This window comes from Flagellimonas profundi (assembly GCF_017313275.1).
In the GTDB taxonomy this organism is placed as follows: domain Bacteria; phylum Bacteroidota; class Bacteroidia; order Flavobacteriales; family Flavobacteriaceae; genus Flagellimonas; species Flagellimonas profundi.
In genome coordinates this window covers 44012-68166 of the sequence record NZ_JAFLNM010000002.1, presented here as the reverse complement: position 1 = coordinate 68166, position 24155 = coordinate 44012, and the positions used below count along the sequence as shown (strand labels likewise).

General features: G+C 40.6%; 20 protein-coding genes. 11 read left to right on the top strand and 9 right to left on the bottom strand.

From position 1 onward, the window contains the following. Positions 1-144: 144 nt before the first annotated feature. The 3 genes from J0654_RS09240 to J0654_RS09230 all read left to right on the top strand — a co-directional run bounded on the left by J0654_RS09240 (position 145) and on the right by J0654_RS09230 (position 4939). On the top strand, positions 145-2904 hold the full coding sequence (locus tag J0654_RS09240) for a TonB-dependent receptor (RefSeq protein WP_207028198.1): 2760 nt from the start codon (positions 145-147) through the stop codon (positions 2902-2904). 162 nt (positions 2905-3066) lie between these two features. Then, positions 3067-4575, top strand: a complete 1509-nt coding sequence (gene atpD, locus J0654_RS09235) for a F0F1 ATP synthase subunit beta (protein ID WP_207028196.1) — start codon at positions 3067-3069, stop codon at positions 4573-4575. Positions 4576-4660: 85 nt separating this feature from the next. After that, positions 4661-4939 (top strand): F0F1 ATP synthase subunit delta/epsilon, encoded by a 279-nt coding sequence (locus J0654_RS09230; RefSeq protein WP_207028194.1) that lies wholly within the window; start codon positions 4661-4663, stop codon positions 4937-4939. 53 nt (positions 4940-4992) lie between these two features. Here J0654_RS09230 and J0654_RS09225 read toward each other — a convergent pair whose 3' ends face one another. Beyond that, entirely contained in the window at positions 4993-5523 is a 531-nt protein-coding gene (locus J0654_RS09225; protein ID WP_207028192.1) for a GNAT family N-acetyltransferase, read from the bottom strand. Next, positions 5524-7320 carry a M61 family metallopeptidase gene (locus J0654_RS09220; RefSeq protein WP_207028190.1) on the bottom strand — a complete coding sequence of 599 codons (1797 nt, stop codon included), beginning with the start codon at positions 7318-7320 and terminating at the stop codon, positions 5524-5526. 366 nt (positions 7321-7686) lie between these two features. Between J0654_RS09220 and J0654_RS09215 the strand changes: the two genes are divergently transcribed. Continuing rightward, positions 7687-8073 carry a putative signal transducing protein gene (locus J0654_RS09215; protein WP_207028188.1) on the top strand — a complete coding sequence of 129 codons (387 nt, stop codon included), beginning with the start codon at positions 7687-7689 and terminating at the stop codon, positions 8071-8073. 157 nt (positions 8074-8230) lie between these two features. Here the strand turns inward: J0654_RS09215 and J0654_RS09210 are convergent, their stop codons facing one another. Together J0654_RS09210 and J0654_RS09205 are read right to left on the bottom strand one after the other, a co-directional pair. Continuing rightward, positions 8231-9730 (bottom strand): ArnT family glycosyltransferase, encoded by a 1500-nt coding sequence (locus J0654_RS09210; RefSeq protein ID WP_207028186.1) that lies wholly within the window; start codon positions 9728-9730, stop codon positions 8231-8233. A 254-nt stretch (positions 9731-9984) separates the two neighbouring features. Next, positions 9985-11481 carry an aminotransferase-like domain-containing protein gene (locus J0654_RS09205; protein ID WP_207028184.1) on the bottom strand — a complete coding sequence of 499 codons (1497 nt, stop codon included), beginning with the start codon at positions 11479-11481 and terminating at the stop codon, positions 9985-9987. A gap of 95 nt (positions 11482-11576) precedes the next feature. Between J0654_RS09205 and J0654_RS09200 the strand changes: the two genes are divergently transcribed. Together J0654_RS09200 and J0654_RS09195 are read left to right on the top strand one after the other, a co-directional pair. Further along, on the top strand, positions 11577-13406 hold the full coding sequence (locus tag J0654_RS09200) for a TonB-dependent receptor plug domain-containing protein (protein ID WP_207028182.1): 1830 nt from the start codon (positions 11577-11579) through the stop codon (positions 13404-13406). 253 nt (positions 13407-13659) lie between these two features. Next, complete coding sequence (locus tag J0654_RS09195; RefSeq protein ID WP_207028180.1) at positions 13660-14529, top strand: cupin-like domain-containing protein; 870 nt, start codon at positions 13660-13662, stop codon at positions 14527-14529. A 1-nt stretch (position 14530) separates the two neighbouring features. Here the strand turns inward: J0654_RS09195 and J0654_RS09190 are convergent, their stop codons facing one another. From J0654_RS09190 to J0654_RS09175, 4 genes are all read right to left on the bottom strand, one after another. Further along, positions 14531-15016 (bottom strand): regulatory protein RecX, encoded by a 486-nt coding sequence (locus J0654_RS09190; protein ID WP_207028178.1) that lies wholly within the window; start codon positions 15014-15016, stop codon positions 14531-14533. A 6-nt stretch (positions 15017-15022) separates the two neighbouring features. After that, positions 15023-17311 carry an alpha-L-rhamnosidase-related protein gene (locus J0654_RS09185; RefSeq protein ID WP_237685949.1) on the bottom strand — a complete coding sequence of 763 codons (2289 nt, stop codon included), beginning with the start codon at positions 17309-17311 and terminating at the stop codon, positions 15023-15025. 171 nt (positions 17312-17482) lie between these two features. Beyond that, positions 17483-19033 (bottom strand): Rne/Rng family ribonuclease, encoded by a 1551-nt coding sequence (locus J0654_RS09180; protein WP_207028174.1) that lies wholly within the window; start codon positions 19031-19033, stop codon positions 17483-17485. 271 nt (positions 19034-19304) lie between these two features. Next, on the bottom strand, positions 19305-19595 hold the full coding sequence (locus J0654_RS09175) for an HU family DNA-binding protein (RefSeq protein WP_014032385.1): 291 nt from the start codon (positions 19593-19595) through the stop codon (positions 19305-19307). 124 nt (positions 19596-19719) lie between these two features. Between J0654_RS09175 and mutY the strand changes: the two genes are divergently transcribed. The 4 genes from mutY to gldD are packed head-to-tail and all read left to right on the top strand — an operon-like array spanning position 19720 to position 23132. Continuing rightward, the gene (mutY, locus tag J0654_RS09170) at positions 19720-20757 is read left to right on the top strand and encodes an A/G-specific adenine glycosylase (RefSeq protein ID WP_207028172.1); all 1038 of its coding nucleotides are present in this window, start codon (positions 19720-19722) and stop codon (positions 20755-20757) included. Between the two features lie 24 nt (positions 20758-20781). Beyond that, entirely contained in the window at positions 20782-21246 is a 465-nt protein-coding gene (locus J0654_RS09165) for a single-stranded DNA-binding protein (RefSeq protein WP_207028170.1), read from the top strand. Positions 21247-21274: 28 nt separating this feature from the next. Further along, positions 21275-22585 (top strand): gliding motility-associated protein GldE, encoded by a 1311-nt coding sequence (locus J0654_RS09160; protein WP_207028168.1) that lies wholly within the window; start codon positions 21275-21277, stop codon positions 22583-22585. Further along, complete coding sequence (gene gldD, locus J0654_RS09155) at positions 22575-23132, top strand: gliding motility lipoprotein GldD (RefSeq protein WP_207028166.1); 558 nt, start codon at positions 22575-22577, stop codon at positions 23130-23132. The genes J0654_RS09160 and gldD overlap by 11 nt, the downstream gene beginning before the upstream one ends. Here gldD and J0654_RS09150 read toward each other — a convergent pair whose 3' ends face one another. Beyond that, positions 23133-23579: a hypothetical protein gene (locus J0654_RS09150; protein WP_207028164.1), complete on the bottom strand. Its 447-nt coding sequence runs from the start codon at positions 23577-23579 to the stop codon at positions 23133-23135. A gap of 231 nt (positions 23580-23810) precedes the next feature. On the opposite strand from J0654_RS09150, the gene J0654_RS09145 reads away from it, so the two are divergent. Next, entirely contained in the window at positions 23811-24155 is a 345-nt protein-coding gene (locus J0654_RS09145; RefSeq protein WP_207028163.1) for a hypothetical protein, read from the top strand.

The window sequence follows — 24155 nt, the reverse complement described above, 5'->3', positions numbered from 1 at the left end:
TATATTTGAGTGGGATTTTTTATCAAAAAAGTATTATGCATGCATAATTTTTTTCAATTTTGTATAATTGAAATAAAAAAAAATGTATCTTCCCGACTGATACTTAACATGCGCAAAAACTAAATTAACTCTAATCCATAGCAAATGAAAAAACTTATGTTTGTTTCCCTAATGCTGTTGGGTTTGGCAACCTATGGTCAGACCACCGTACAGGGAAAGGTAGTTGATGAAAATAATGAGCCCATACCAGGAGCAAACGTTGTATTGGTGGGCAAAGCAGAAGGGACCACTACGGACTTTGATGGAAATTTCACCTTTAACACTGATGAGGAGCCCCCGTTTCAGCTAGAATTTTCCAGCATTGGTTTCTCTAATTTTACAGCCAATGTGACTTCAAATAATCAAACGCTTACCATAACACTTTCGGAAGCCAATACCATGTTGGACGAAATTGTGATTTCAGCGTCAAGAACACCGGAGCGTATTTTTGAATCTCCCGTATCTGTTGAAAGATTTGGATTGAGGGAAATCAAAAATACTACGGCAGAATCTTTTTATGGTGGACTTCAAAATTTGAAAGGTGTTGATATTAATACGAACAGTTTAACTTTTCAATCCATAAATACAAGAGGTTTTGCAACCTTTGCCAACAACAGGTTTTTGCAGTTGGTAGATGGTATGGACAATACCGCGCCCGGACTTAACTTCGTGTTGGGTAACCTTGTGGGGATGTCCGAACTGGATGTGCAGAGTGTAGAGATTCTTCCGGGAGCTTCATCCGCTTTGTACGGTGCAGGTGCCTTTAACGGTATTTTGTTCATGACCAGTAAAAACCCATTCGATTTCCAAGGGATAAGTGCTTATGCCAAAGGTGGGGTAACTACACAAGATGCCGCTGGAAGCAACTTTTACAAAGATTTTGGTGTTCGTGCCGCCCATGCCTTTAGCGATAAGTTGGCTGTTAAAGCAAACTTATCTGTTTTAACAGGTGAGGATTGGCATGCCAACAGCCGAGTGGATTTGAACAATCCTGGAGCTGATCGTTCTAACCCAGGCTATGATGGATTAAACGTATACGGGGATGAGGTCGCTACAACATTGGATTTTGATGCTGCCGCAGGATTTCCTTCTGGAACCGTTGGTTCTGCTTTTATATCTAGAACTGGTTATGACGAAGCCGATTTGGCCAACTATAATGCAGAAAGTGTTAAGGCAGATTTTGCATTGCACTACAGGCCATTTGCAAATGACCTGGAAGTTATCCTTAATAGCAGAATAGGTAGAGGTACCACGATCTATCAAGGAGCCAACCGCTATGCCGTAGCTGGGTTTACCATGCAGCAACATCGATTGGAAATCAAGAACGACAACTTTTTTGTCAGAGGATATATTGTCTCTGAAAACTCAGGAGATGCTTATGATACCCGTTTTGCGGCAATTAATGTAAACAGGGCATGGAAATCGGATACACAATGGTTCACCGATTATGCCACTGCTTACATCCCAACGTATTTGGGAGGGATTCAGGGAGCAGGGCTTACTCCAGAACAGGCTTCTGCCCAAGCCCACATTGCTGGTAGACAAGCAGCAGACCAAGGAAGATTGGTTCCTGGAACGCCTGGTTTTGAAAGGGCCTTTAACAGCGTAATAAACAATGGGGATTTAACCACTGGAGCCAAATTTATTGATAAGACCAAGTTCCGTCATGTAAACGGTAACTACAATATCGCTCACCTTATCGATGATTGGGCAGATATCCAAATAGGGGGTTCATTTAGGGAATATGAGTTGAACTCTCAAGGAACCATCTTTACCGATATTGATGGTCCGATCAAATACAACGAGTATGGAGTGTACCTTCAGGTACAAAAGAAATTTCTGGACGATCGTTTGAAGTTCACTGGTTCTGCACGTTATGATAAAAATGAATTTTTTGATGGATTTGTATCTCCAAGAGTTTCATTTGCCTATACCTTGGGTGAAGAAAAAAACCATAACCTAAGGGTTTCGGTGCAACAAGGATTTAGAAACCCGACTACCCAAGATTTGTTTATCGGCTTGAATGCAGGACGTGCCATTTTGGTAGGTTCGGCACCTGCTAACTTAGATAGGGACGTGCGTACATTCAATGTGAGTGAAAGCGGACAAGCCCTTATCGGACAATCCACTGTGCAACTAGTGGGTCGCGATGCCTATGAAAATGCATATTCCACAAGCTCTTTGCAAGCTGGAGCACCTCAAGCAGTAAATACGCCCTTGGTACAGCCTGAAGAGATAACAGCTTATGAGGCTGGGTATAGAGCTCAAGTAGGCAAGTTTACCGTTGATTTAAGTGGCTATTACAATAGTTACACTAATTTCTTGGCCAACACAACTACTGCAGTTCCATTTTATGGAGAAGCAGGGGATGGAGGTCTATCGTTATTGGCATTGCAGAATGGAGATTATCAGGTGTATCAAACATACACCAACTCGGAGGCTGAAATTAATTCTTATGGTGGTACAGTTGGTGTGGATACCAAAATTGGAAACTTTGATTTAGGAGTGAACTACACCTTTGCAGAATTGGATATAGATGAAGGTAAATATCCAGATGTAAGAACAAACTTTAATACACCAAAGCATAAGGTTAAGGCCTCCTTTGGAAATACGGCACTATTTAAAAACTTTGGTTTTAACGTAAACTACCGATGGAGCGATAGCTATTTCTGGGAAGCTTCTTTTGCTGATGGAGAGATTCCTGCATACACCGTATTGGATGCACAGATCAACTATTCGGTTCCTTCCATCAAGTCTGTTTTCAAGGCGGGTGGTTCCAACCTATTGGGAGATGAGTACTACACAGCGATAGGAACTGGTTTTATTGGTTCAATCTACTATTTGTCTTGGACCATAAATCCTTAGACAACAGTAAATAAGAAAAAGCATAGGCGTTGGGAAATCCAACGCCTTTTTTCTTTAAAAAAAACTGAAAATCGGTTTCTGAATAAGAATGTAAAAGCATATCTTTGCAGCCGAAAAAATAGCGGTTAGTTTCCGCGTATTCAATTAAAAATAAACGTACTAATGTCTAAAGTAACAGGTAAGGTTGCCCAAATTATAGGCCCGGTCATTGATGTTGAGTTTGAATCAGGGGTAGAGATCCCAAGAATTTATGACTCCCTTGAAATTGCAAAAGCTGATGGCTCAAGATTGGTTTTGGAAGTACAATCACACATTGGTGAGAATACCGTAAGAACCATTTCTATGGACTCTACCGATGGATTGAGTAGAGGTGTAGAGGTAGTAGCTACTGGAAATCCAATTCAAATGCCAATTGGCGAGGATGTTTACGGACGTCTATTCAATGTGATCGGTGATGCTATCGATGGTTTGGAGGAATTGCCTAAAACTGGAGACAATGGACTTCCCATTCACAGGGAAGCACCAAAATTCGAAGATCTTTCCACTTCCACTGAGGTACTTTTCACAGGTATTAAAGTAATTGATCTTATTGAGCCTTATGCAAAAGGGGGTAAGATTGGATTGTTCGGTGGTGCCGGGGTAGGTAAAACTGTATTGATTCAGGAGTTGATCAACAACATTGCAAAAGGTCACGGTGGTTTGTCCGTGTTCGCAGGTGTTGGAGAGCGTACTCGTGAAGGAAACGATTTGCTTCGTGAGATGTTGGAGTCCGGTATTATAAAATATGGTGATGATTTCTTGCACTCCATGGAAGAAGGAGGATGGGACTTGTCCAAAGTAGACAAAAAAGCAATGAAGGAATCCAAAGCAACCTTTGTGTTCGGTCAGATGAACGAACCACCAGGAGCACGTGCCCGTGTGGCATTGTCTGGATTAACCATTGCAGAGTATTTCCGTGATGGATCGGGAGAAGGACAGGGAAAAGACGTTCTTTTCTTCGTGGATAACATTTTCCGTTTTACACAGGCAGGTTCCGAGGTGTCCGCACTATTGGGTCGTATGCCATCTGCGGTAGGTTATCAACCAACATTGGCAACAGAAATGGGTGCCATGCAGGAAAGAATTACATCAACAAAAAGAGGTTCCATTACATCTGTACAGGCTGTTTACGTACCTGCGGATGACTTGACGGACCCTGCACCAGCGACAACATTTGCTCACTTGGATGCAACTACCGTACTTTCCCGTAAAATTGCCGAGTTGGGTATTTATCCTGCGGTAGATCCTTTGGATTCGACTTCTAGGATTTTGACTCCTGAGATTTTGGGTAAAGAACACTACGATTGTGCACAACGTGTAAAAGAGTTGTTGCAGCGCTATAAAGAGCTTCAGGATATTATTGCCATCTTGGGTATGGAGGAACTTTCTGAAGAAGATAAATTGGCCGTTGGTAGAGCAAGACGTGTACAGCGTTTCTTGTCTCAGCCTTTCCACGTAGCAGAGCAGTTTACTGGTATTCCTGGGGTATTGGTTGATATCAAAGAGACCATCAAAGGATTTAACATGATTATGGACGGTGAACTAGATCACTTGCCAGAGTCTGCCTTTAACCTTAAAGGTACCATCGAGGAAGCTATCGAGGCTGGAGAAAAAATGTTGGCCGAAGCATAATGTCATTCCTGCGAAAGCAGGGGTCCATTATTAATTAAGTCAAAATTAAAATATTTCCGTTTACACGGGAATGACAAGAGAAAATATGTATTTAGAAATAGTATCACCCGAAGCTACTTTATTCTCAGGCGATGTAACCTCGGTTACCGTGCCAGGAGTAAATGGTGAGTTCCAGATGTTGGAGAACCACGCACCTATCGTGTCCCTATTGCAAGCTGGAAACGTTAAAGTGAAAGGTAACATCACCATTGACGAGGATTTTGCCGATAAGTTTTCCAAAGGAAACAATGGAGAGACTGTTTTGGCAATTACAAGTGGTACAGTGGAGATGAAAGACAATAAAATAATCGTCCTAGCCGATTAAAATAAATGAATTCATTCACAAAAAAGGGCCGCTTCCATTGGAGCGGCCCTTTTTTATTTCAAAGCAATAACATGCCATTCCTTTTCACCTGAATGGTATATGGTCAATGTTTCAAAACCAATGGTAGCATGCGCTGCCAAAGACCTTTTGTTCTTACCGTCCACTTCCGTGACAATCACATCAAAACCTTTGGGTAATTTTTCTTGCATTGTTTGATATAGCTTTCGGAAAATACCCTGTCCCCGATGACTTTTGGCCACACAAATTTGCCCCATGGCCATATAGTTTAACTTGCCTTCAAAAATTTTATCAATTTCACGGAACATAGGACGCAGCACTTCAATATACTCCGCAAATTTGGGATGCATGCAAAGGGCGTAACCCACAACTTGATTTTTATCGACAGCGATAATATGTCCACACGCCTCGTTCATGGCTTTGAGTACATCCAACGTGTGTTCCACGGTTACAAAACCCTCTTTTGTGCTTTCTTCTTCAGTTATGTTTTTAGGTAAATTACGTTGCTGAAGATCCAGTATTTGTTCCAGCTCTTCTAGGTTTTCCGCTTGTTTGTAAAGAACCATTTATTCCACCTTAAGCCATTCTTTTCGCTGTTGGAGCATCTCTTCTGATGGTTTTTGATCCTTATCTTCCATCAAACTAAAAGTATAATCCGGACTTGGTGTTAAAACCATTTCTGTGGTCTTTTCCGCTCCATACCTCTTGAATTTTACCTGTAAAGCTTCTCCTAGGTTGAATTGCCCCAAGTAATCATCAAAAGATTGGTCCTCTGAAAAGGGCTTATCATTGATGCTCAGAATCACATCTCCATTATCCAGACCGGCCTTGTAAGCAGGGCTGTCCATTTTCGTATTTCTGAGAATCATATAACCGGATTTATCGGCACTCATGGAAACGTAGGCCCCGAAATAGGGTGAAGTTTTAGGCTGTTCCAAAACAACACCGACCGATTTAGCCAATGCTCGGTAATCGGGCATACTGCTTTTATAGATGTAATTATTGAAAAAATTATCTCCAAACGTATCACCTGCGTATTCTTTTAACGCATCATGAAGATTTTGAAGGGTATATGGAATTTCTGTAGCTCCATATTTTTTCCAAACGAGCTTCATAAAATCATCCAATGTCAATCCATTCTCACGTAGGGAAAGATCTAAGGCCAGGCCCAGAACACTTCCATAAGAGTAATATGAAATAAACATATTCTCTCGGTTAACGGGGTCCACGGAGGTTGCCGCATCCACAAAAGGAGCTTGAAAGCTCATTTCTATGGGGTTAAAAAATTGTCGGGCAGGGGAGTTCCAAACATAGTTAAATGTTCCGGCCAATCCTTCAACGTAATCTTTTGGTGAGGAAAGTCCGGCTCGGCATAAAATCAAACCGGTATAGTAACTTGTAAAGCCTTCGGCAAACCAAAGAGCCCCGCTCATATTGGCTGCTTCAAAATCAAATGGCTCCAACGTTTTGGGGCGAATACGCTCTACGTTCCACGCATGAAAAAATTCGTGTGATACCGTACCGATATTGCGTTCCATTCCTCCATTGGCCAAACTGCGGGTACTCATCAAAATGGTAGAATTACGGTGCTCCATACCATCGCCAGAGGCATTGGGAATGTAGCAGGCCAAGAAAGTGTAGTTCCCATAATCAAAATCAGGCAGTTCACCATAGACCGCTTTTTCGGCCAGCACCACTTTTTTTACTTTTTCAAAATATTCATCGGCTTCCGCTTCTGTGCCATTGTGATGGAGTGCAAGGTTGATGGTCTTTCCATCTATCTCAAAAGAACGAAGCATAAAATTGCTGATTTCCGTTGGGCTGTCCATAAAATAATAAAGGTCCGGCGCCGAATAGGTGGTGCCCGATACCAAAGGAAGTTGCGTTGCCACTTTCCAATCCAAATCTTCGCGAACGTTAAAAGTCACTTTTATTTTACGCTCGCTCAATTCAGGGGCAAACATAAAAGTTGCGGGAATGTTCAAATGGGCATGTGTTTCATCCACTTGGGAATAAGTTCCCCCGCCCCGGTTGGCAAACAAAATATATTTGATGTTGATGGTGCCATCGTGTCCGCTAACTTTCCAGGCATAAGGATTGGGGCGGGTAACGGTTAAAACGTTTCCTTTACTGTCCGTAGCTTCAAAACCATAAACGTTCTTGGCAAATTCGTGAAGGGCATACCGTCCGGGAGAAGTCCTGCTCATTCTGAACTCCACAGTATCCGAAGTTAAATCGGGAAAACTCCCTTCAATAACTGCCTCGTGATGGATGGCATTGTCAAAAGAAATTTGATACGTATTGGTTTGGGCCGTGATCAAGAGCCCTGAGAAAAGTGCTAAAATGGAAATGGTAAATTTCATTTTCGGAAAAGGTTTAAGAACGACTAAGATACTGTTTAATCACCGTAAGTGCTACATTTGTGTTATGGAGAAAATTTTCATGAACTATTTGAAAATATCGACTATTTTAAACAAAAAATTGAGCGATTGCAGATAGCTGATAAATTCATTGCGAGTAAGTCCGACATCCAATGTGTGCTAGTTTCAGGAAATGATGAAGTAAAAAGGAATAGCAAACCAATTGCAGCAAGAAGGTTTTAATGTAAAACCTATTCTTTCACCCACCGTAAAAGAAGGTGAGTAACGATTGCGATTTTGTTTGCATGCCTTTAACACGAAAGAAGGAATAAAACAAGTGTTGCTGTTGCTCAATAAATATTTGGACGCATGAAAACCGAATTTTACACCTTGGGAACATTTGAGTTTCCAGCAGATGCCGTGGTTATCAAAGGAAAACTGGAAGCAGAGGGCATCCCTGTTTTTTTAAGGGATGAGGCCACCATCAATTCCGACCCACTGATCAGTGCAGCATTGGGAGGAGTTAAGCTACAAGTGTATTCGACCGATAAGGAAAAAGCCAAGGAAATTTTTGATGAAGTTCGTAACTACGCTACCGACGATTTTGGTAATCCAGTAGTCTGCCCAAATTGTAAGGCCACCAAATCGGAAATTTATTATTCCAGAAGCAGTGTCTTCTATAAACTGTTTCCTTTTTTTGAGCCCAGAAAGTACCAATGCATGCAATGCAATTTTATTACAAGACCCTCTAGATAAAACTATTTGTAACAGCCGGATCATTGGTTCCCCTGAGCGATACCGACACTGTTTGGGGAGCATCAATCACACTTTATTGACGATGGAAAAACTTAAGCAAAAGAATGTTGGAATCGATATTATTTTAGTGGTGATGCATACCGCACCACTAAAGAAATCATTCTAACCGTTGGTAGATAAGTCCTCTCCCCACGCTAGCTTCCAAAATGTAGTGCTTTTCTAGGTGCTCATCAATGTAGGTGTTGTAATCCACCAGTTTTTTATCAAAGATTTCCTTTCCTTTTCTGGCTACCAAGGTTTTGGGTTGTATAACTTCCATAATGTATTGGAGTTCTTCCATACCTGTTTCTCTTGGGTTATCCATGTATGGGAATAATTCCTCACGGGTAATATTACTGGGATGTGTTGCAGCTTTTGTAGGAGGTGTTTCACCAAGGACCCAATATCCAATATGATACTCTGTAAAAAAGATATTCTTGGTTTCCAGCCCATGTTCCTCAATATATCTTGGCACATCAACGCCCTCCCCATTATAAAAAGAACCTTTTTTTGTTTTGTTGGATATGATATTGCCATATTCCAGATAAGATTCCATGGGAATCAAGATCAGCAGGATAATGATGATAGGTCTATATTTTTTGTGGATTTGTGGAAGCTTGGCCACTGCCATACCCAAGGGAATCAATATAAACGGATAGAGTTGAATCAGGTAGTGCCCGTTTACTTTACCAGCCTGCATAAAGGATAATAAGATACCAAAAACCGCTACGGTTAAAATTTGAAGCTTTTTGTCTTTCCAATCAATTATTTTCAGTGTAAACCCGGTAATCAGTAGGCCTAAAATGATGATTGCGAAGGGCAAGGTCTTTAGAGGCGAGTGGAACTTTCCCTCAGAATAGGCCAAGGGCGCTTCAAAAATAGATTCCCACCAAATTTGTAGGTCTCCTTGGAGGTAATACGGCAATGCGATGAAGGCAATGGTCAAGACAAAACCTGAGCCCATAAAAACCAAGTTTTTAATGTTCTTCCAAGCGTGGTTTTCATAAAATCCCTGCCATAAAAAGTAGCATCCTATAAATAAAACAGGATAGGCCATGTTCAGTTTCGTCATAACCGATAGTCCCAAAAGGAGACCAGAAGTAAAGAACCACTTTCGGTCATTCTTCAAAAACAGAATATACAGTCCAGCAACAAAAAAGAAGGTGCAAATATGTTCGGACATTACTCCTTGTAGGCTCCCGAACAGGCTTTGAAAAAAGACACAGAAAATGCCAACCCAAAAAGCAATTTTTTTGGAAGTGATCTTTGTGGCAATGCCATAAGTGAACAAACTTGTCAATGCTACCGTCAGAGCCCCGAAAAATCGAATGGCAAAAAAGCTTTTTCCAAAAACTTTGATAATGATGGCAAAATAAAGAAAGGTAATAGGTGGTTTAAGGTCCCAAAGTTGGGTGTAGGGTAAATGCCCGTTTACCCAAGACTGTCCCATAAGGATGAAAGTACTCTCATCGCGATCCACATAATCCCTAAAAAAGAATGGGAAACGAATAAAGACCGAGAGCACGACCAAAATAAAGAGGACCGTTTTCCAGTCCAGATCATGATACCTAAGGGGACGTAATTTTTTAAGCACGGCGGTATTCAGCTTTTTGGTCATTAATTATCCTCCTTGCAATATAGATAAATTTGAATGTTTTGAGAGATTCTGTAACCGCTGGAAAATTATCGGAAAGGGATAAAAGATACCTTTGAGATACCTTGATGCAGCATAAGACCAGTTTCGCTAGGAGAAAAACTAAGGGCGACTAGCAAGGAACAGCAGGAAAATAATGGACCAAGAGACTTCAGAAGAAGAATAGTTTATATAAGACACCCTTTAAAGAGACCATCATTAAATGGTCTCTTTTTGTTTTATACAGCTATTACCTGTAGATAAGCTTGTTTTAATTTTTCCATTACTATTTGGAGTTCCTCTTTGTTTAAATGTCCATATCCAAAACGAATGGCGCAGGTCTTTTTATCTTGATAAAGAATTGTTTTAGGTAGGAATAAATCTAATTGCTCTGCCTTTTCGGCTAGTTTTACCAGTGATACGGGATTTTTAAATTGCAGCCACATGGCGAGCCCTCCAGAAGGTATTTGCCAATCAAGAATATTGGCAAAGTGCTGTTTTAATAAAGTGCTTAAAGCATCTCTACGTTGTTTGTAGGTAACTATATTTTTTTTCTTGAGGCGGTATATTTCGCCTTCGGATATCAATTCAGAAAGCATTTGTTCCTGTATTAAATCTCCCTGGGTATCCAATAATTGTAAATAATTTTTGGCTTCAGTAATTACCTGTTCTGTAGCCACTACAAAACCCGTATGAAAACTCGGGAATAAAGACTGACCTAGTTTGCCCAAATAAATAACGTTTCCATCGGCATCTGCACTGGCCATGGGTAACATGGAAGATCCTTCAAACTGAAAGTCGTGGTCATAATCGTCTTCGATTATGGCAAAACCATGGGTTTTGGCCAATTGCAGTAACTGCAACCTTCTTTTGGTGCTTAAAGTTATTGTTGTTGGATAGTCCCGGTTAGAGCAAACATATATACATCGAATGTTCTTATGTATAAAATGCTCATTTATGTACCCAATATCCAAACCTTCCTCATCTAAGGGCACGGTTTTTATTTTAGCCCCCGCTTGCTGAAATATCATATTGGCCACATAATTGCTCAGTTGCCCAACCAGCACCAAATCGCCCGGATCAATTAGCACCTGTGAAACGATATATAGGCTCATTTCCGTACTACGTGTATTCAATAAATTGGTTGGGTTTATATGAAATCCTCGTGTGGCATTTAAGTAATTGCAAAGTTGCGTGCTAAAAACGGAAGGGATGGAAGCACTTGTTCTGTTCCATTTGTTAATCAGTGACTTTCTTTTCATTGCAGCACTATACCACCTGGAAAATTGATGCACAGGATGTAAACGCAAATCGGGCTTACCATCACTTATAGCATGTTTAGAAGAGGTTTCCTCCTTGGTAGATGCCAAATTAAAAGATTGCTGAAAGGGGAACCCTGGACTTTTTGGATACTCGTATGCCTGATTGATGTGCTGTGTACTTGCCTTGATTTTTATATCGGAATCTTCCGGAACCACCACAAAAGTTCCTTTGTTGGGAATAATGTTTACCCATCCTTGCGAGGCCAATTCATCATAGATGGCCACGGCAGTATTACGGTGAACGTTCAATAACTCACTTAAAACCCGTGTCCCGGGCAGTTTGCTGCCTTTTTCCAAATAGCCTCGTTGTATGGCGTTCATGATTTGCTGTGCCACTTGCACATAAACAGGCTGCACAATAGACTTGTCTATGGATACTAGCTGGACTAACAAATCAAAAACCGGACTATTCATTGTTTTAAAAGTGGACTAGTTTAATCGTCCGGAAAGTTAGGACTTTTGCAGCATATAATGAATTGACTTAAAAACTTACCTTACAAGTTCATATAATGAAAAACTCAATTTTATTTTCTGCGATTTTACTAGTTGGTGCTTTTCAGTTACAAGCCCAACAAGACGACCCCATTAAGGTAGATTCGTTAAGTGAAGTCGTAGTAACCGCAAACCGGATTAACCTTCCTTTCAAGGAAAATTCGAGAACCATTAATATCATCACTTCCAATGATATTAAAAATAGTGCAGCGATTAATGTAGCGGATTTATTGCAACAAGTTGCGGGTATTGATATAAGAAGACGTGGTACCGGTGGTAGCCAAGCGGATTTGTATATAAGAGGAGGTGGTTTTGACCAAACCTTATTATTAATAGATGGTGTTAAAATGGATGATGCGCAAACGGGTCACCATACCATGAATGCAGCTTTGCCATTGGAGGTTATAGAAAGGATAGAAATTATAAAAGGTCCTGCAGCACGGGTTTTTGGACAAAATGCTTTTGCTGGGGCCATCAATATCATTACCAAGAAGAATCTGGATAATTCCATTTCTTTAAACGTAGAAGCGGGTTCTTTTGGTCAATTAAATGGTAGCGTAACTGCAGGTGTCGATAAGGAAAACTCCTCTCATATAATACATGTGGGAAGGATGACATCTGAAGGGTATAGAAATAACTCGGATTACGATAATGGTAATTACTTTTTAAAAAGTATTTTTAATAAAAATGCGCAGCCAATTGAAATGACAGCTTCTTTCTTGGAGCGTAATTTTGGAGCTGAGAATTTTTACACTACCAATCCTACGTTCCATGAGTACGAAGAAACCCAAAATAGCCTTTTGGCGTTTTCTACCACCTTTAGGAAAAACAAGCTAAAAATACAGCCAAGAATCTATTGGAAACGTAATCAAGACTTGTTTCTCTTGAGGCGAAATGAGCCTGGTTTTTACAGGAATATGCATATCTCTAACAAAATAGGCGTAGAAACCAATGCCTCTTATGCTTCTAAATTAGGAATTACTGGTTTTGGGGTGGAGCTTTCTAAAATATACCTTAGGAGCAACAACTTAGGTAACCGAGACCGTTTTATGTCCAATGTGTTTTTAGAACATCGTTTTAGCATTGCAGACAATAAGTTGGATATTACTCCAGGTGTGGCGCTAACCTATTTTTCCGATTTTAAGTTCAAAGCATTTCCTGGATTGGACATAGGTTATAACCTTACCAATGCTTTTAAAGTATATGGTAATATTGGTTATACCTACCGCATACCGACTTATACGGATTTGTTCTATAACGACCCAGTTACCAGTGGTAACACAGATTTGGAGCCAGAAGAGGCTTTTGCGCAAGAATTAGGTTTAAAGTATACCACGCCTAAAGTTAATGCTAGCATTGCCATTTTTAATAGAGATGCGGATAATCTAATAGATTATGTACGAAACGATGTTTCTGAAGATGTGTTTGTTGCAACGAACATCACCGAGGTAAACACCAAGGGCCTGGAATTGGATGCTGCTTATAATTTTAAGTTCAAAGACTTTACGCAAACCTTAAGTGTAGGCTATGCTTTTTTAGATGATAATATTTTGGATCAAAACGAAGAATTATCCCGTTACTCTTTAAATACCCTAAAACACCAATATACCACGCGCTTAAGCACACAATTGTTCAAAAATGTGCGTCAGAATATAATTTATAAGTATGCAGAACGTACTACGGGGCAAACGTATAATGTTTGGGATGCATCATTGGCTATTAAAGTAAAGCAGGCAGAGTTTACCATTACTGCAAGTAATATTTTCGATGCAGATTACATCGAGTCTGGTTTTGTACCTATGCCGCCAAGTAATGTGTTATTTGGCTTGCGATATAGTTTTAAATAGGCACAACAACCTATGGAATATTAAAAACCCGTGGATAATATTGGAGATGATACACATGGTGGCCACATCCTGAATAGTGTTGCCACAAACGCAGGTGCAATTTTTTGTGGGAAGAACCAAAATGCTCCAGACCAGAGCATAAAATAGAGCGAAGCGAGGCCGCCAAGGAGAAAGATAAATGGTTGCCAAAGAGTAGTTTTCGGAACTATATAAAAACCTTTTATTAATTTAGGGTTTCAAAGTCCTTGAAATTTTGAAGCTGAATCTTGAACAGATACCTCGGGAGAAAACCCTGACGAAGCAGGAGTTTATCCAAAAATATTTCAAGCCCCAGAAGCCTGTTGTAATCGAGCGCTTTATTGAGGATTGGCCAGCCTATTCCAAATGGAACTTGGATTACATGAAAGAAATTGCCGGGGACAAGGAAGTACCCCTATATGATGACCGCCCCGTAAAGCATGATGAAGGCTTCAACGAACCGCATGCCAAAATGAAGATGGCGGACTATGTGGAGCTTTTAAAAAGTGGTCCTACCAAATACCGCATTTTTCTTTGGAACATTTTAAAGGAAATTCCAGAACTTCAAAAAGACTATACTTATCCAGATTTTGGATTACGGCTTATGAAAGGGTTGCCCATGCTGTTTTTTGGAGGAAAAGATTCGCATACGTTTATGCACTACGATATTGATTTGGCCAATATTTTCCATTTTCATTTTGAAGGAACAAAACAATGTATTCTTTTTTCACAGGACGAGACCAAGTTTTTATATAAGATACCCCATTCCTTGATTACTAGGGAAGACATAGATTTTACCGATCCCGATTTGCAAAAATGGCCCGCCCTGCAACGGGCAAAAGGGTACATTACGCATTTGGAACACGGGAATGTACTTTATATACCCGAAGGGTATTGGCACCACATGAAGTATATAACAGCTGGTTTTTCGATGAGTTTACGGGCCATTGCGAGAAAACCCAAAAACCTGGGCAAGGCAGTTTACAATATTTTTGTGATGCGCCATTTTGATAACCTGATGCGCAAACTCAAAGGACAAGAATGGATCGATTGGAAAAACGAAGAGGCTGTGGAACGAACGCAGAAACTATTAGTGCACGATTGAGTTATTTGATAAGTTCATTTGTTTTTTCGTATACCAAATGACTTTCCCAACCTCGGTATAGCAGGTAATCGGACAGTTTCTTTTTTTTCTTGAAGGGATTCGTCTCTTTTATTTGACTTAATCTCTTTTTGGCGAGTTCGTCAAAAGTATTTAGGTAATCATCATTCTGTATTTCCGCCAATGCACTTTTAATGTTGTAAGTAGAGATGCCACGAAACTTTAATTCCCTGGTAATTCTATTGCTCCCCCACTTTTTAATATTGAATTTACCCCTTGCAAAGGCCTTTGCAAAACGTTCTTCGTTAAGGAAATTCTCTTGGATCAGATGTCCCACGATTTGATCTATGGCCTCTGGAATCATGTTCATGGCCCTTAACTTTTCCGTGACTTCCTTGTGGCAGCGTTCCTGGTAGGCACAGTAGTGTTCCATCTTTTTGGTAGCCTCTTGGACAGAGTAAAATTTTTGGGAAGAAAACCGGGATTCCATCTATGTTTACTTTTTTGTTACCGTAATCAGATTATCCGAAAAAGTGAGCGTGGTTTTACCGTTTTCCGTTGCAGTTTCCGCAGTGCCTTCTGTTATTTCATATTCGCCTTCAGGTAAAATAAGTTTAATTTTCCAGTCACTTTTTCGTTGTTGTACTTTAATTTGATGGGATTCCTCGGATTTTGTATGCCATATCGAAATCTCGTTATCTCTTATCCTTACGTTTTCCAACGAGGCATTGTTCCACTCAGTGGGCATCTGAGGTTCAATAATCACTGTTTTTTTGTGAGCCAATGGTTGGATACCGAAAAACTGGTTTACAATGGGAACTGCAAAGGCATAAATATTCCAAGCCTGCGTCATCATCCCATAGTCCGGGGAAACCTCGTACATACTTCCGGGCAGTGCGTAACTAAAAGAACGTGACATTCTTTTTAAATAATCAAGTGCTTGGTCGGGGCGTCCATAATTATTTTCTGCGACTGCCTGTACTCCAGTGGGCAATGTCATTACGGCACCTGTATACGAAAACACTTTACTTCCTTTAAAAGTTCCCTCGTCTTTACCGGCGGTCTCGTCCCGGTCAATTCCCGTTACGAACACGCCAAAAGGATTTGTAAAGTTCTTTGCGTTATCCAATGCCAAAATTGCTTTCGTTGAATCCGCTATGCCCATTTCCATCGGGGTATTCACCACCCAGTTATGATAGAGTACAAAAGGCTTAGGTTCATCGGACGGATTGCGTAAAATTTGTTGCTTTGTGGCTGTAAGCTCCTCAATAGCCCAAGGTTTGTTCAAAGTATCTGCCCTTACCAAGGCGTCTTCTATTAAATGCAGTGCTTGTTCATCAGAACCAATAAAGTCCGCATAGGATTCAAAAGTATCGGACCAAAATTCAGTGTTTATTTTTTGCCTAAGCTCATCTGCCAATTCTCGATACCGCTGCGCCAATTCAAATTCGTTCAGCTCTGCTGCCATAAGAGCGGCATCGGCAAATGCTCGTTGCGTATAGGAGGCAACATCTATCATTTCACTATCAAGGCCGTGTATCTCCATCATGCCAAAACCATCTGGGAATAAGTTTTGGTTGTCATCATTTTTTTCCAAAAGCCAGTTTAAGCCTTTTTTGACCGTTGGAAAATATGTTTCAAGAAATTCTTTATTCCCGTTCCATTTATAAACTTCCCATATCAACGATGCAAATTGAGGTGTTTCATTAATATTTCCTTTATTAAAAACAACACCATTGGTGGACATTTCATGAAGAATCCTACCATTACCATTGACAGCCATAGAAACACTGTCCAAAAGTTTTATGGTATTCCTGACAATATTCTCCTGACCAACCGCCATGTATCCTTTAAGGGCATATTCACTGTCCACGCCGAACCACCAGGGGTAATCCGGTATACCGGCGCCAATGCCTGTTCCTATCTCGGGTACGGTGCGTACAAGCCAATCACAATTATATTTTAACCATTCAAATGTTTCTTGTAAGTGCTTGTCGGGAATAGTTAGTTTGGACCGGTTGGCGAGTTGTTCGTAACGGTCTTTTTTTGCTTTGGCCAACTTTGCAGGGTCCTCTAAAATGTTATGGTATGCAGTAAGCGCATTTTCACGGGAAATATATGAGCCGGCTAGAGCAAAATTTAGTGTTTTCTCGGAATTGGCGGGAATTTCAACAAGATATTTAAGTGCATGGGATGTACCGTTTTTATTGTCCGACCCTTTTATCGCTTCGAAGGAAATAGGGGTTTGGCCAGATCCAAAAACTGTATACCAAGAATTTAAACTATCCTTGGCTATCCAATACTTTTCTTCGAATATGGCTGAATCTTTGGAGTCTATCATGTTTGAACGCTCCCCCAACCAAGTTGGGCGCAAGTTTGCATGACCGACAAAATCCACACTGCTCTCAATGTTTTCTTGGGTGTTGTTTTTGATAAGGAACTGTACAAAAACACCTTGGGCATTATCAGGAACAAATTGAATCCGCTCAATGGTAAGACCTTCTTTTTCAAATTCGAATATATGCTTATTTGCATATGGGTAGTTCACAAACTTGGAGGCCTTGTTCAATGGTAAAACCTGTCCATTGACCACTACTTTTGCTTCAAAACCATCCATAAGTTTTATGGGATGGTTCCAAACCCCTCCCATTTCTCCCTTAATATGCCACCCCAGTTCTGGAAAGGTCCCATCCTGGTGACCAACCATATATACTCTGTTTCCAGCAGTGACATAGGGAGAGTTCAAGTAGGTTTCCTTTCCACTGATATTTGGAGATTTTTCCAATAGGTTTGATAAAGGTTTCTCCACATGCGAGGAACACCCGAGGATTAAAATAGTAAATAGGAAGAGCCTGGTCGTTTTCATTACTTTAGGATGCTTGATGATCAAAAATACTGCTTTGCACCCAACTGGTAAAAACAAAAAAAGCGACCCCGGAAACGGGGTCGCTTTTTATTATGGTCGTATTGTTTTGCCATCTTTGTCCTTAAAGTGATATTCAAGGTATTTGTAGGCATCCCTAGGTTGTATTTTGACCCATTTTTTATAGGTCTTGAACCACTTGGAACGAATGGAAGGGAATCCCTTGGTAAGATAAGCCGCAATAAACGGGTGTATATTCAATACAATACCGTTGTTTTTGCGCCCTGGCTTAAGGATTCGCTCCAAATCTACCTGAATCTTGTCGATCAAGACAATGGGAGCTTCTACTTCGGCACCTGATACATTCGGGTTTTCCTCACTTGTTTTGATATTCATTTCGGGACGAACACGTTGTCTGGTAATTTGAACAAGGCCAAATTTACTGGGGGGCAAAATTTTGTGTTTTGCCCGGTCGTCCTTCATTTCATCCCTAAGGTGGTCAAACAATTTACGTCTATGGTCGCCTTTGGTCATATCAATAAAATCTACCACGATGATTCCTCCCATGTCGCGTAACCGTAATTGTCGTGCAATTTCGGTGGCAGCTAAAAGGTTGACTTCTAAAGCGGTATCTTCTTGGTTTTTTGCCTTGTTGGAGCGGTTCCCGCTGTTTACATCTATTACGTGCAAAGCTTCGGTATGCTCTATAACAAGGTAGGCCCCGCGGCTCATGGATGCTGTTCGGCCAAAAGAGGTCTTGATTTGACGCTCTATCCCAAATTTTTCAAAAATTGGTGCCGGACCGGTGTACAACTTTACAATGGATTCTTTTTGTGGTGCAATTTCATGCAAATAATCCTTGATTTGGTTGTAGAGTGTTTCTTCATCAACATGTATTCCGGTAAAGGAATCGTTGAAGACATCCCTAAGGATGGATGACGCCCTGTTCAGTTCCACCAAAACTTTGGATGGATGCGACGCCCTCTGCAATTTCTTGCACATGTTTGTCCATTTGGAAAACAAGTTCTGAAGATCTTTATCCAGTTCTGCAACTTTTTTGCCTTCTGCTACGGTACGTATAATTACTCCAAATCCCTTGGGCTTAATACTTTTTACAAGTCTAATAAGTCTGTCCTTTTCTTCCTTGCTCGCTATTTTTTGTGATACCGAGACTCTATCGGAAAAAGGTACCATGACCAGAAAGCGCCCGGCTATGGAAAGCTCAGAGCTGATTCTTGGTCCCTTTGTTGAAATGGGTTCTTTTACTATTTGTACCAGTAGTGACTGATTGGCTTTCAACACATCGTTGATACTGCCATTCTTGTCAATGTCTTTTTCAAACGGAAAATTTCTCAGGGAATAATCTTTTAGTTTCCCTGTTCTAGCTTGTTTAATGAATTTCAACATGGAGGACAGTTGCGGGCCCAGGTCATGATAGTGCAGGAATGCATCTTTTTCATAACCTACATTGACAAATGCTGCATTTAGGCCTGTAACGGGTTTTCTTATCTTGGCTAGGAAGATATCCCCTACGGAAAAGTTGTTGTTGTCCTCTTCCTTGTGTAATTCTACTAATTTTCCATCCTTTAATAAGGCAAAATCGACTGCATCAGGAGTAGATCTTACGATTAATTCTCTATTCACCTGAATCGATTTTTATTTATCCCACATGAATTTTGGGATAAATGATTAAACAATATATGGAATCGGTTATTTTTCGAACCGATTGAAATTCGTTTCTTGAATCTCTATGTCAAAGAACGTGATAGGGTAAAACGAAAAAGTAGTTGAAACAACTACTTTTTCTTGTGTCGGTTTGCTCTTCTGCGCTTCTTACGCTTGTGCGTAGCTACCTTATGTCTTTTTCTTTTCTTTCCACTCGGCATATGCTCTTGCTTTAGTGTTGTTAATTATATTATTTTACTTGTACATTAGTTTTTACGCCTTCCACAAAAACTTTGGCTGGCTTAAATGCAGGAATATTGTGCGCAGGAATTTTGATGGTAGTGTTCTTAGAGATGTTTCTACCTGTTTTTTCCGCTCTGGTCTTGATGATAAAACTACCAAAACCTCTTAAATAAACATTATCACCATTCTCCAAGGATGATTTCACCTCTTCCATAAAGGATTCTACTGTCGCTTGCACGTCTCCTTTTTCGATACCTAGTTTTTCTGAGATCCTAGTTACAATATCTGCTTTCGTCATTTCGTCTTATTAATTTTCTAATTTTTTTCGGCTTGCAAATATAAACATTATAATTAATCTTTCCCTTTAACCCTTTAATTTTAAGTATATAAACTGATACATTTGACCTTTATTACTTTCTTTAATGAATTTTGCCCCTAAAATCCTGAATTGGTACCGTGAACATCAGCGTAATCTTCCCTGGAGGGAAACACGTGATCCCTACAAAGTTTGGCTGTCGGAAATTATTCTGCAACAGACCCGTGTTGCCCAGGGAATGCCATATTATTTAAGGTTTGTGGAAGCTTTTCCCACAGTTTATGATTTGGCGGATGCGCCCGAAGAACAGGTGCTCAAGTTGTGGCAGGGACTAGGCTATTATTCCCGGGCACGCAATTTGCACACCACGGCCAAAATGGTAGTGGAAGATTTTAACGGGGAGTTCCCCAATACCTATAAAGAGTTAAAATCGTTGAAAGGGGTGGGCGATTATACCGCAAGTGCCATCGCATCTTTCTGTTTTGATATTCCAGAACCCGTTGTGGACGGGAATGTATATCGTGTTTTGTCGCGTTATTTTGGGGTCGACACACCTATCAATAGCACTCAGGGCATCAAATATTTTAAAGAACTTGCCCGCGAAGTAATGGACCCTGCGAACATTAGAGACTATAATCAAGGGGTAATGGAGTTCGGGGCTGTGCAATGTGCGCCTAAAAAACCATATTGTTTATTATGCCCGCTCCAGGAAAGTTGTGTGGCCCTCCAAGAAAACAAGGTAGACCGACTTCCTGTAAAATTGAACAAGACCAAGGTACGGAACCGATACTTTAATTATATCGTATTGCTTGACGATGATCGCAACACCGTTTTGGAACAGCGAACGGGCAAGGGTATTTGGCGGAATTTATATCAGTTTCCACTTATTGAATCGGAAAAGCAGCTTCAGGCCGAAGAATTAAGACCTTTGATCAAGAAAAAGGATGTTGTTCCCGAAACAGCGTCCTTATCATTATATAATAATGAACCCATTGTGCACAAACTGTCGCACCAACATTTGCACACACAATTTTGGATCCTAAAAACTTCTGATATATTAGAGAAAGGAACACCCTGGAAAGAAATCGGTGGTTTTCCCGTACCAGTTTTGATAGCAGATTTTATCAGGACATTGAAAATTTAGTACTTTTGATTAATTAAGAGAGATATGAGCGGAACATTGAACAAAGTAATGCTGATCGGGCATTTGGGAGACGAAGTGAAAATGCACTATTTTGAGGGCGGTAATTGTATCGGTAGATTCCCTTTGGCCACCAACGAGACCTATACCAACAGGCAAACGGGCGAAAGGGTGACCAATACGGATTGGCACAATATTGTAGTGCGCAACAAAGCTGCTGAAATTTGTGAAAAATACCTCAGTAAAGGAGATAAGGTCTATGTGGAGGGCCGTTTAAAAAACAGGCAATGGCAAGGTGAGGATGGCAATATGCGATATACTACCGAAGTGCACGTACAGGATTTTACCTTTTTGACGACCAAGAAGGAAAGTATGGCCAATGCGCAATCGTCGGGGTCATCGTCCGCCAATTACCAAGAACCGCCAAAGGCTGAGAGCCCCGCAGCTCCTACCGATAATTCGGAGGAAGAGGATGACGACCTACCATTCTAAATAAAAAAGACTAAAAAGCAATATTAAATTGGATCCCGAGCCCCATTGTTTGGCATTTTATCTTACCACTTTTAGTGGAATCTTCACTTTAAAAATTGTTGTGCTAGTGCTTCTTCTGGCTTGCTCTGCACTGATTTCAGCTGCGGAAGTGGCTCTTTTTGGCCTTTCACAGACCGACGTGAACGAAATGAACGAGAACAATTCTTCGCGCAGCAAGTTGATCGTGGAATTGCTGGATAAGCCTCAGAAATTGCTGGCAACCATTCTAATTACCAACAACGCCATCAATATTGGAATTGTGCTTTTGTTCAGTTCAATCGGCAATACCATTTTTGAAGGGATTGATGGAACTTTCCGCTTTTTATTGGAAGTAGTGGTAGCCACCTTTTTGATTTTGATGTTCGGGGAAATCTTGCCCAAGATATACGCCAATCGCAACCGAGTACAGTTTTCGCATTTTATGGCAGTTCCGCTAAAAGTATTGAACTATTTGTTTTCCCCTTTAAGTTCGCCAATGCGTGCCGTAACGCTTTTTATGGAGGATAAATTGGGGAAGAAAAAATCCAACTTGAGTATAAATCACCTTTCACAAGCTCTTGAACTGGCCTCGGAAGGGGATACCACCAAGGAAGAACAAAAAATTCTAGAAGGCATCGTAACCTTTGGAAACACGGATACCAAACAGGTGATGCGTCCGCGGATAGATATTTTCGCCGTAAACGAAAAAATGAAATTCCCAGAAGTGTTGCAGGACATAAAAAAGAATGGATACTCCCGAATTCCTGTTTTTTCGGAAAATATGGACAACGTTTTGGGCGTTCTTTACGTGAAAGACCTTTTACCTTATATAGATAGAAAGAGTTTTAATTGGATGTCGCTCATCCGTGAGCCTTACTTTGTGCCAGAAAACAAGAAGTTGGATGATTTGCTGTTGGAGTTTCAGGACAAGAAGAATCACCTGGCCGTTGTGGTGGATGAGTACGGAGGTACATCGGGAATAGTCACTTTGGAGGACATTATTGAAGAAATTGTCGGCGATATTAGCGATGAGTTTGATGACGAAGACCTGGTCTTCTCCAAATTGGACGACCATAATTATGTATTTGACGGTAAAACCGCGTTAAAGGATTTCTATCGTGTGGTGAAGATTGAACAAGAGGACGAGTTTGAGGGCCAAAAAGGAGAATCTGAGACCATTGCAGGGTTCGTACTGGAAATCTCCGGGAGTTTTCCAAAAATAGGAGAGAAGGTATTGTTCAAGGACTATCAATTTATTGTGGAAAGCATGGACAAGAAAAGATTGAAACGCATAAAAGTAACATTGCCCCATGAAGCATAGGATTGTATTTTTCGTAGCTGTAGCGGTACTTTTAGTAAGCTGTAAAGATGAAGTTTTGCCCAAGCCCAAGGCCATGTTGCGATTGGATTATCCAACAGCGGAGTACGTGCAATCCGGGACAGACTGCATGTATACTTTTGACAAGAACACACTATCCAATATCAAAGAAAACAACGATTGTTCCATGGTATTGGATTACCCGATGATGAACGGTTCCATTTACCTTACCTACAAACCTGTTCAAGGTAATTTGGACACACTGCTTGTGGATGCCCAAAAACTATCCTACGAACATGTGGTGAAGGCCGATAACATTTTGGAGCAGCCCTTTATTAATGAGGAAGACGGTGTTTATGGAATGTTCTACGAAGTAAGCGGCAATGCAGCATCACAATCACAGTTTTATGTCACCGATAGCATCGATCACTTTGTGACGGGTTCTTTATATTTCTATGCTAAACCCAATTACGATTCCATTCTTCCTGCGGCCATGTACTTGCAGAACGATATTAGAAGAATTATGGAAAGTTTACGATGGAAAAAGTAATTATTGTACAGTATCCTTGGCAAGAAGTGCTTCGGCACGTGCAATACTACCATTGATTTTTTCCTTCACCACTTTTACTTTTTCTTCCTCTTCGTCCAGCCACTGCTGTTTTTCCTCGGTAAGCGCTTTGCCCTCCAATATTTCTTCGTGATTAAATCGGTCTCCAAAGTCTTTCATCCAATCCATCATCGCTGTGTTGGCGTCTTGTAGGTCTTTCATCGCCACTTCATATTGCCGTCCCATTTCTGTGGAATCCACCTTAGGCTTCAGTTCTCCCACCAATTTACCGATAGTACCCATTTTGGGCATCACCTCGTCATGAATTGCCATGACTTTATCCATCTGGGCAGTGGATTCTGTAGTGGTTTCTTTGTCATCTTGTTTCTGTTTACAAGAAAAACTTAGGAACAAAATCGTACAAAGCAGTATGGAAAATATTTTTCGCATGATCATTAATTTGAAAACAAAAATAAACAGGAAAAGTTTAGTTGAACAATAATGGAACTTTAATAAGTATTAATGGAAAGTCAAATATATTGCGATAGAGATGGTTTTTAAGTGACTTTGGTCACAAAGCAATAATTTTGGCTGCCTTAAATTTGATGGTTGATTTAATTTAGAAGTAGTATTACATTGAAAAACCCTTCAAATACTTTACGTAGACAAATTGGATTTTCTTTGTTGTTCATTGTTTTGATACTTGTGGGCAACCTCCGTTTTTCGTCCATGTACGTGTATTACAGTTTGGATAGGGAGGGGTTTATAGAACAACTTTGCGAAAACAAGGACAAACCTGAACTAAATTGTAATGGTAAGTGTATGTTAATGCAAATGCTCCGTGCACAAGCGGAGGACGATGAGCCAATGCCCGTGATAGGCTGGGAAGAGGTGTTGGTGTTTTTCATGGATTTGCCCGATTATAACCTGCCCAACGATACTGGGGCAACTACCAATACTTTCTACTATAAAGACTCTTATTCCTATAGCTTTAGCAGTACCCTTATCAAGCCTCCGATGATTTAA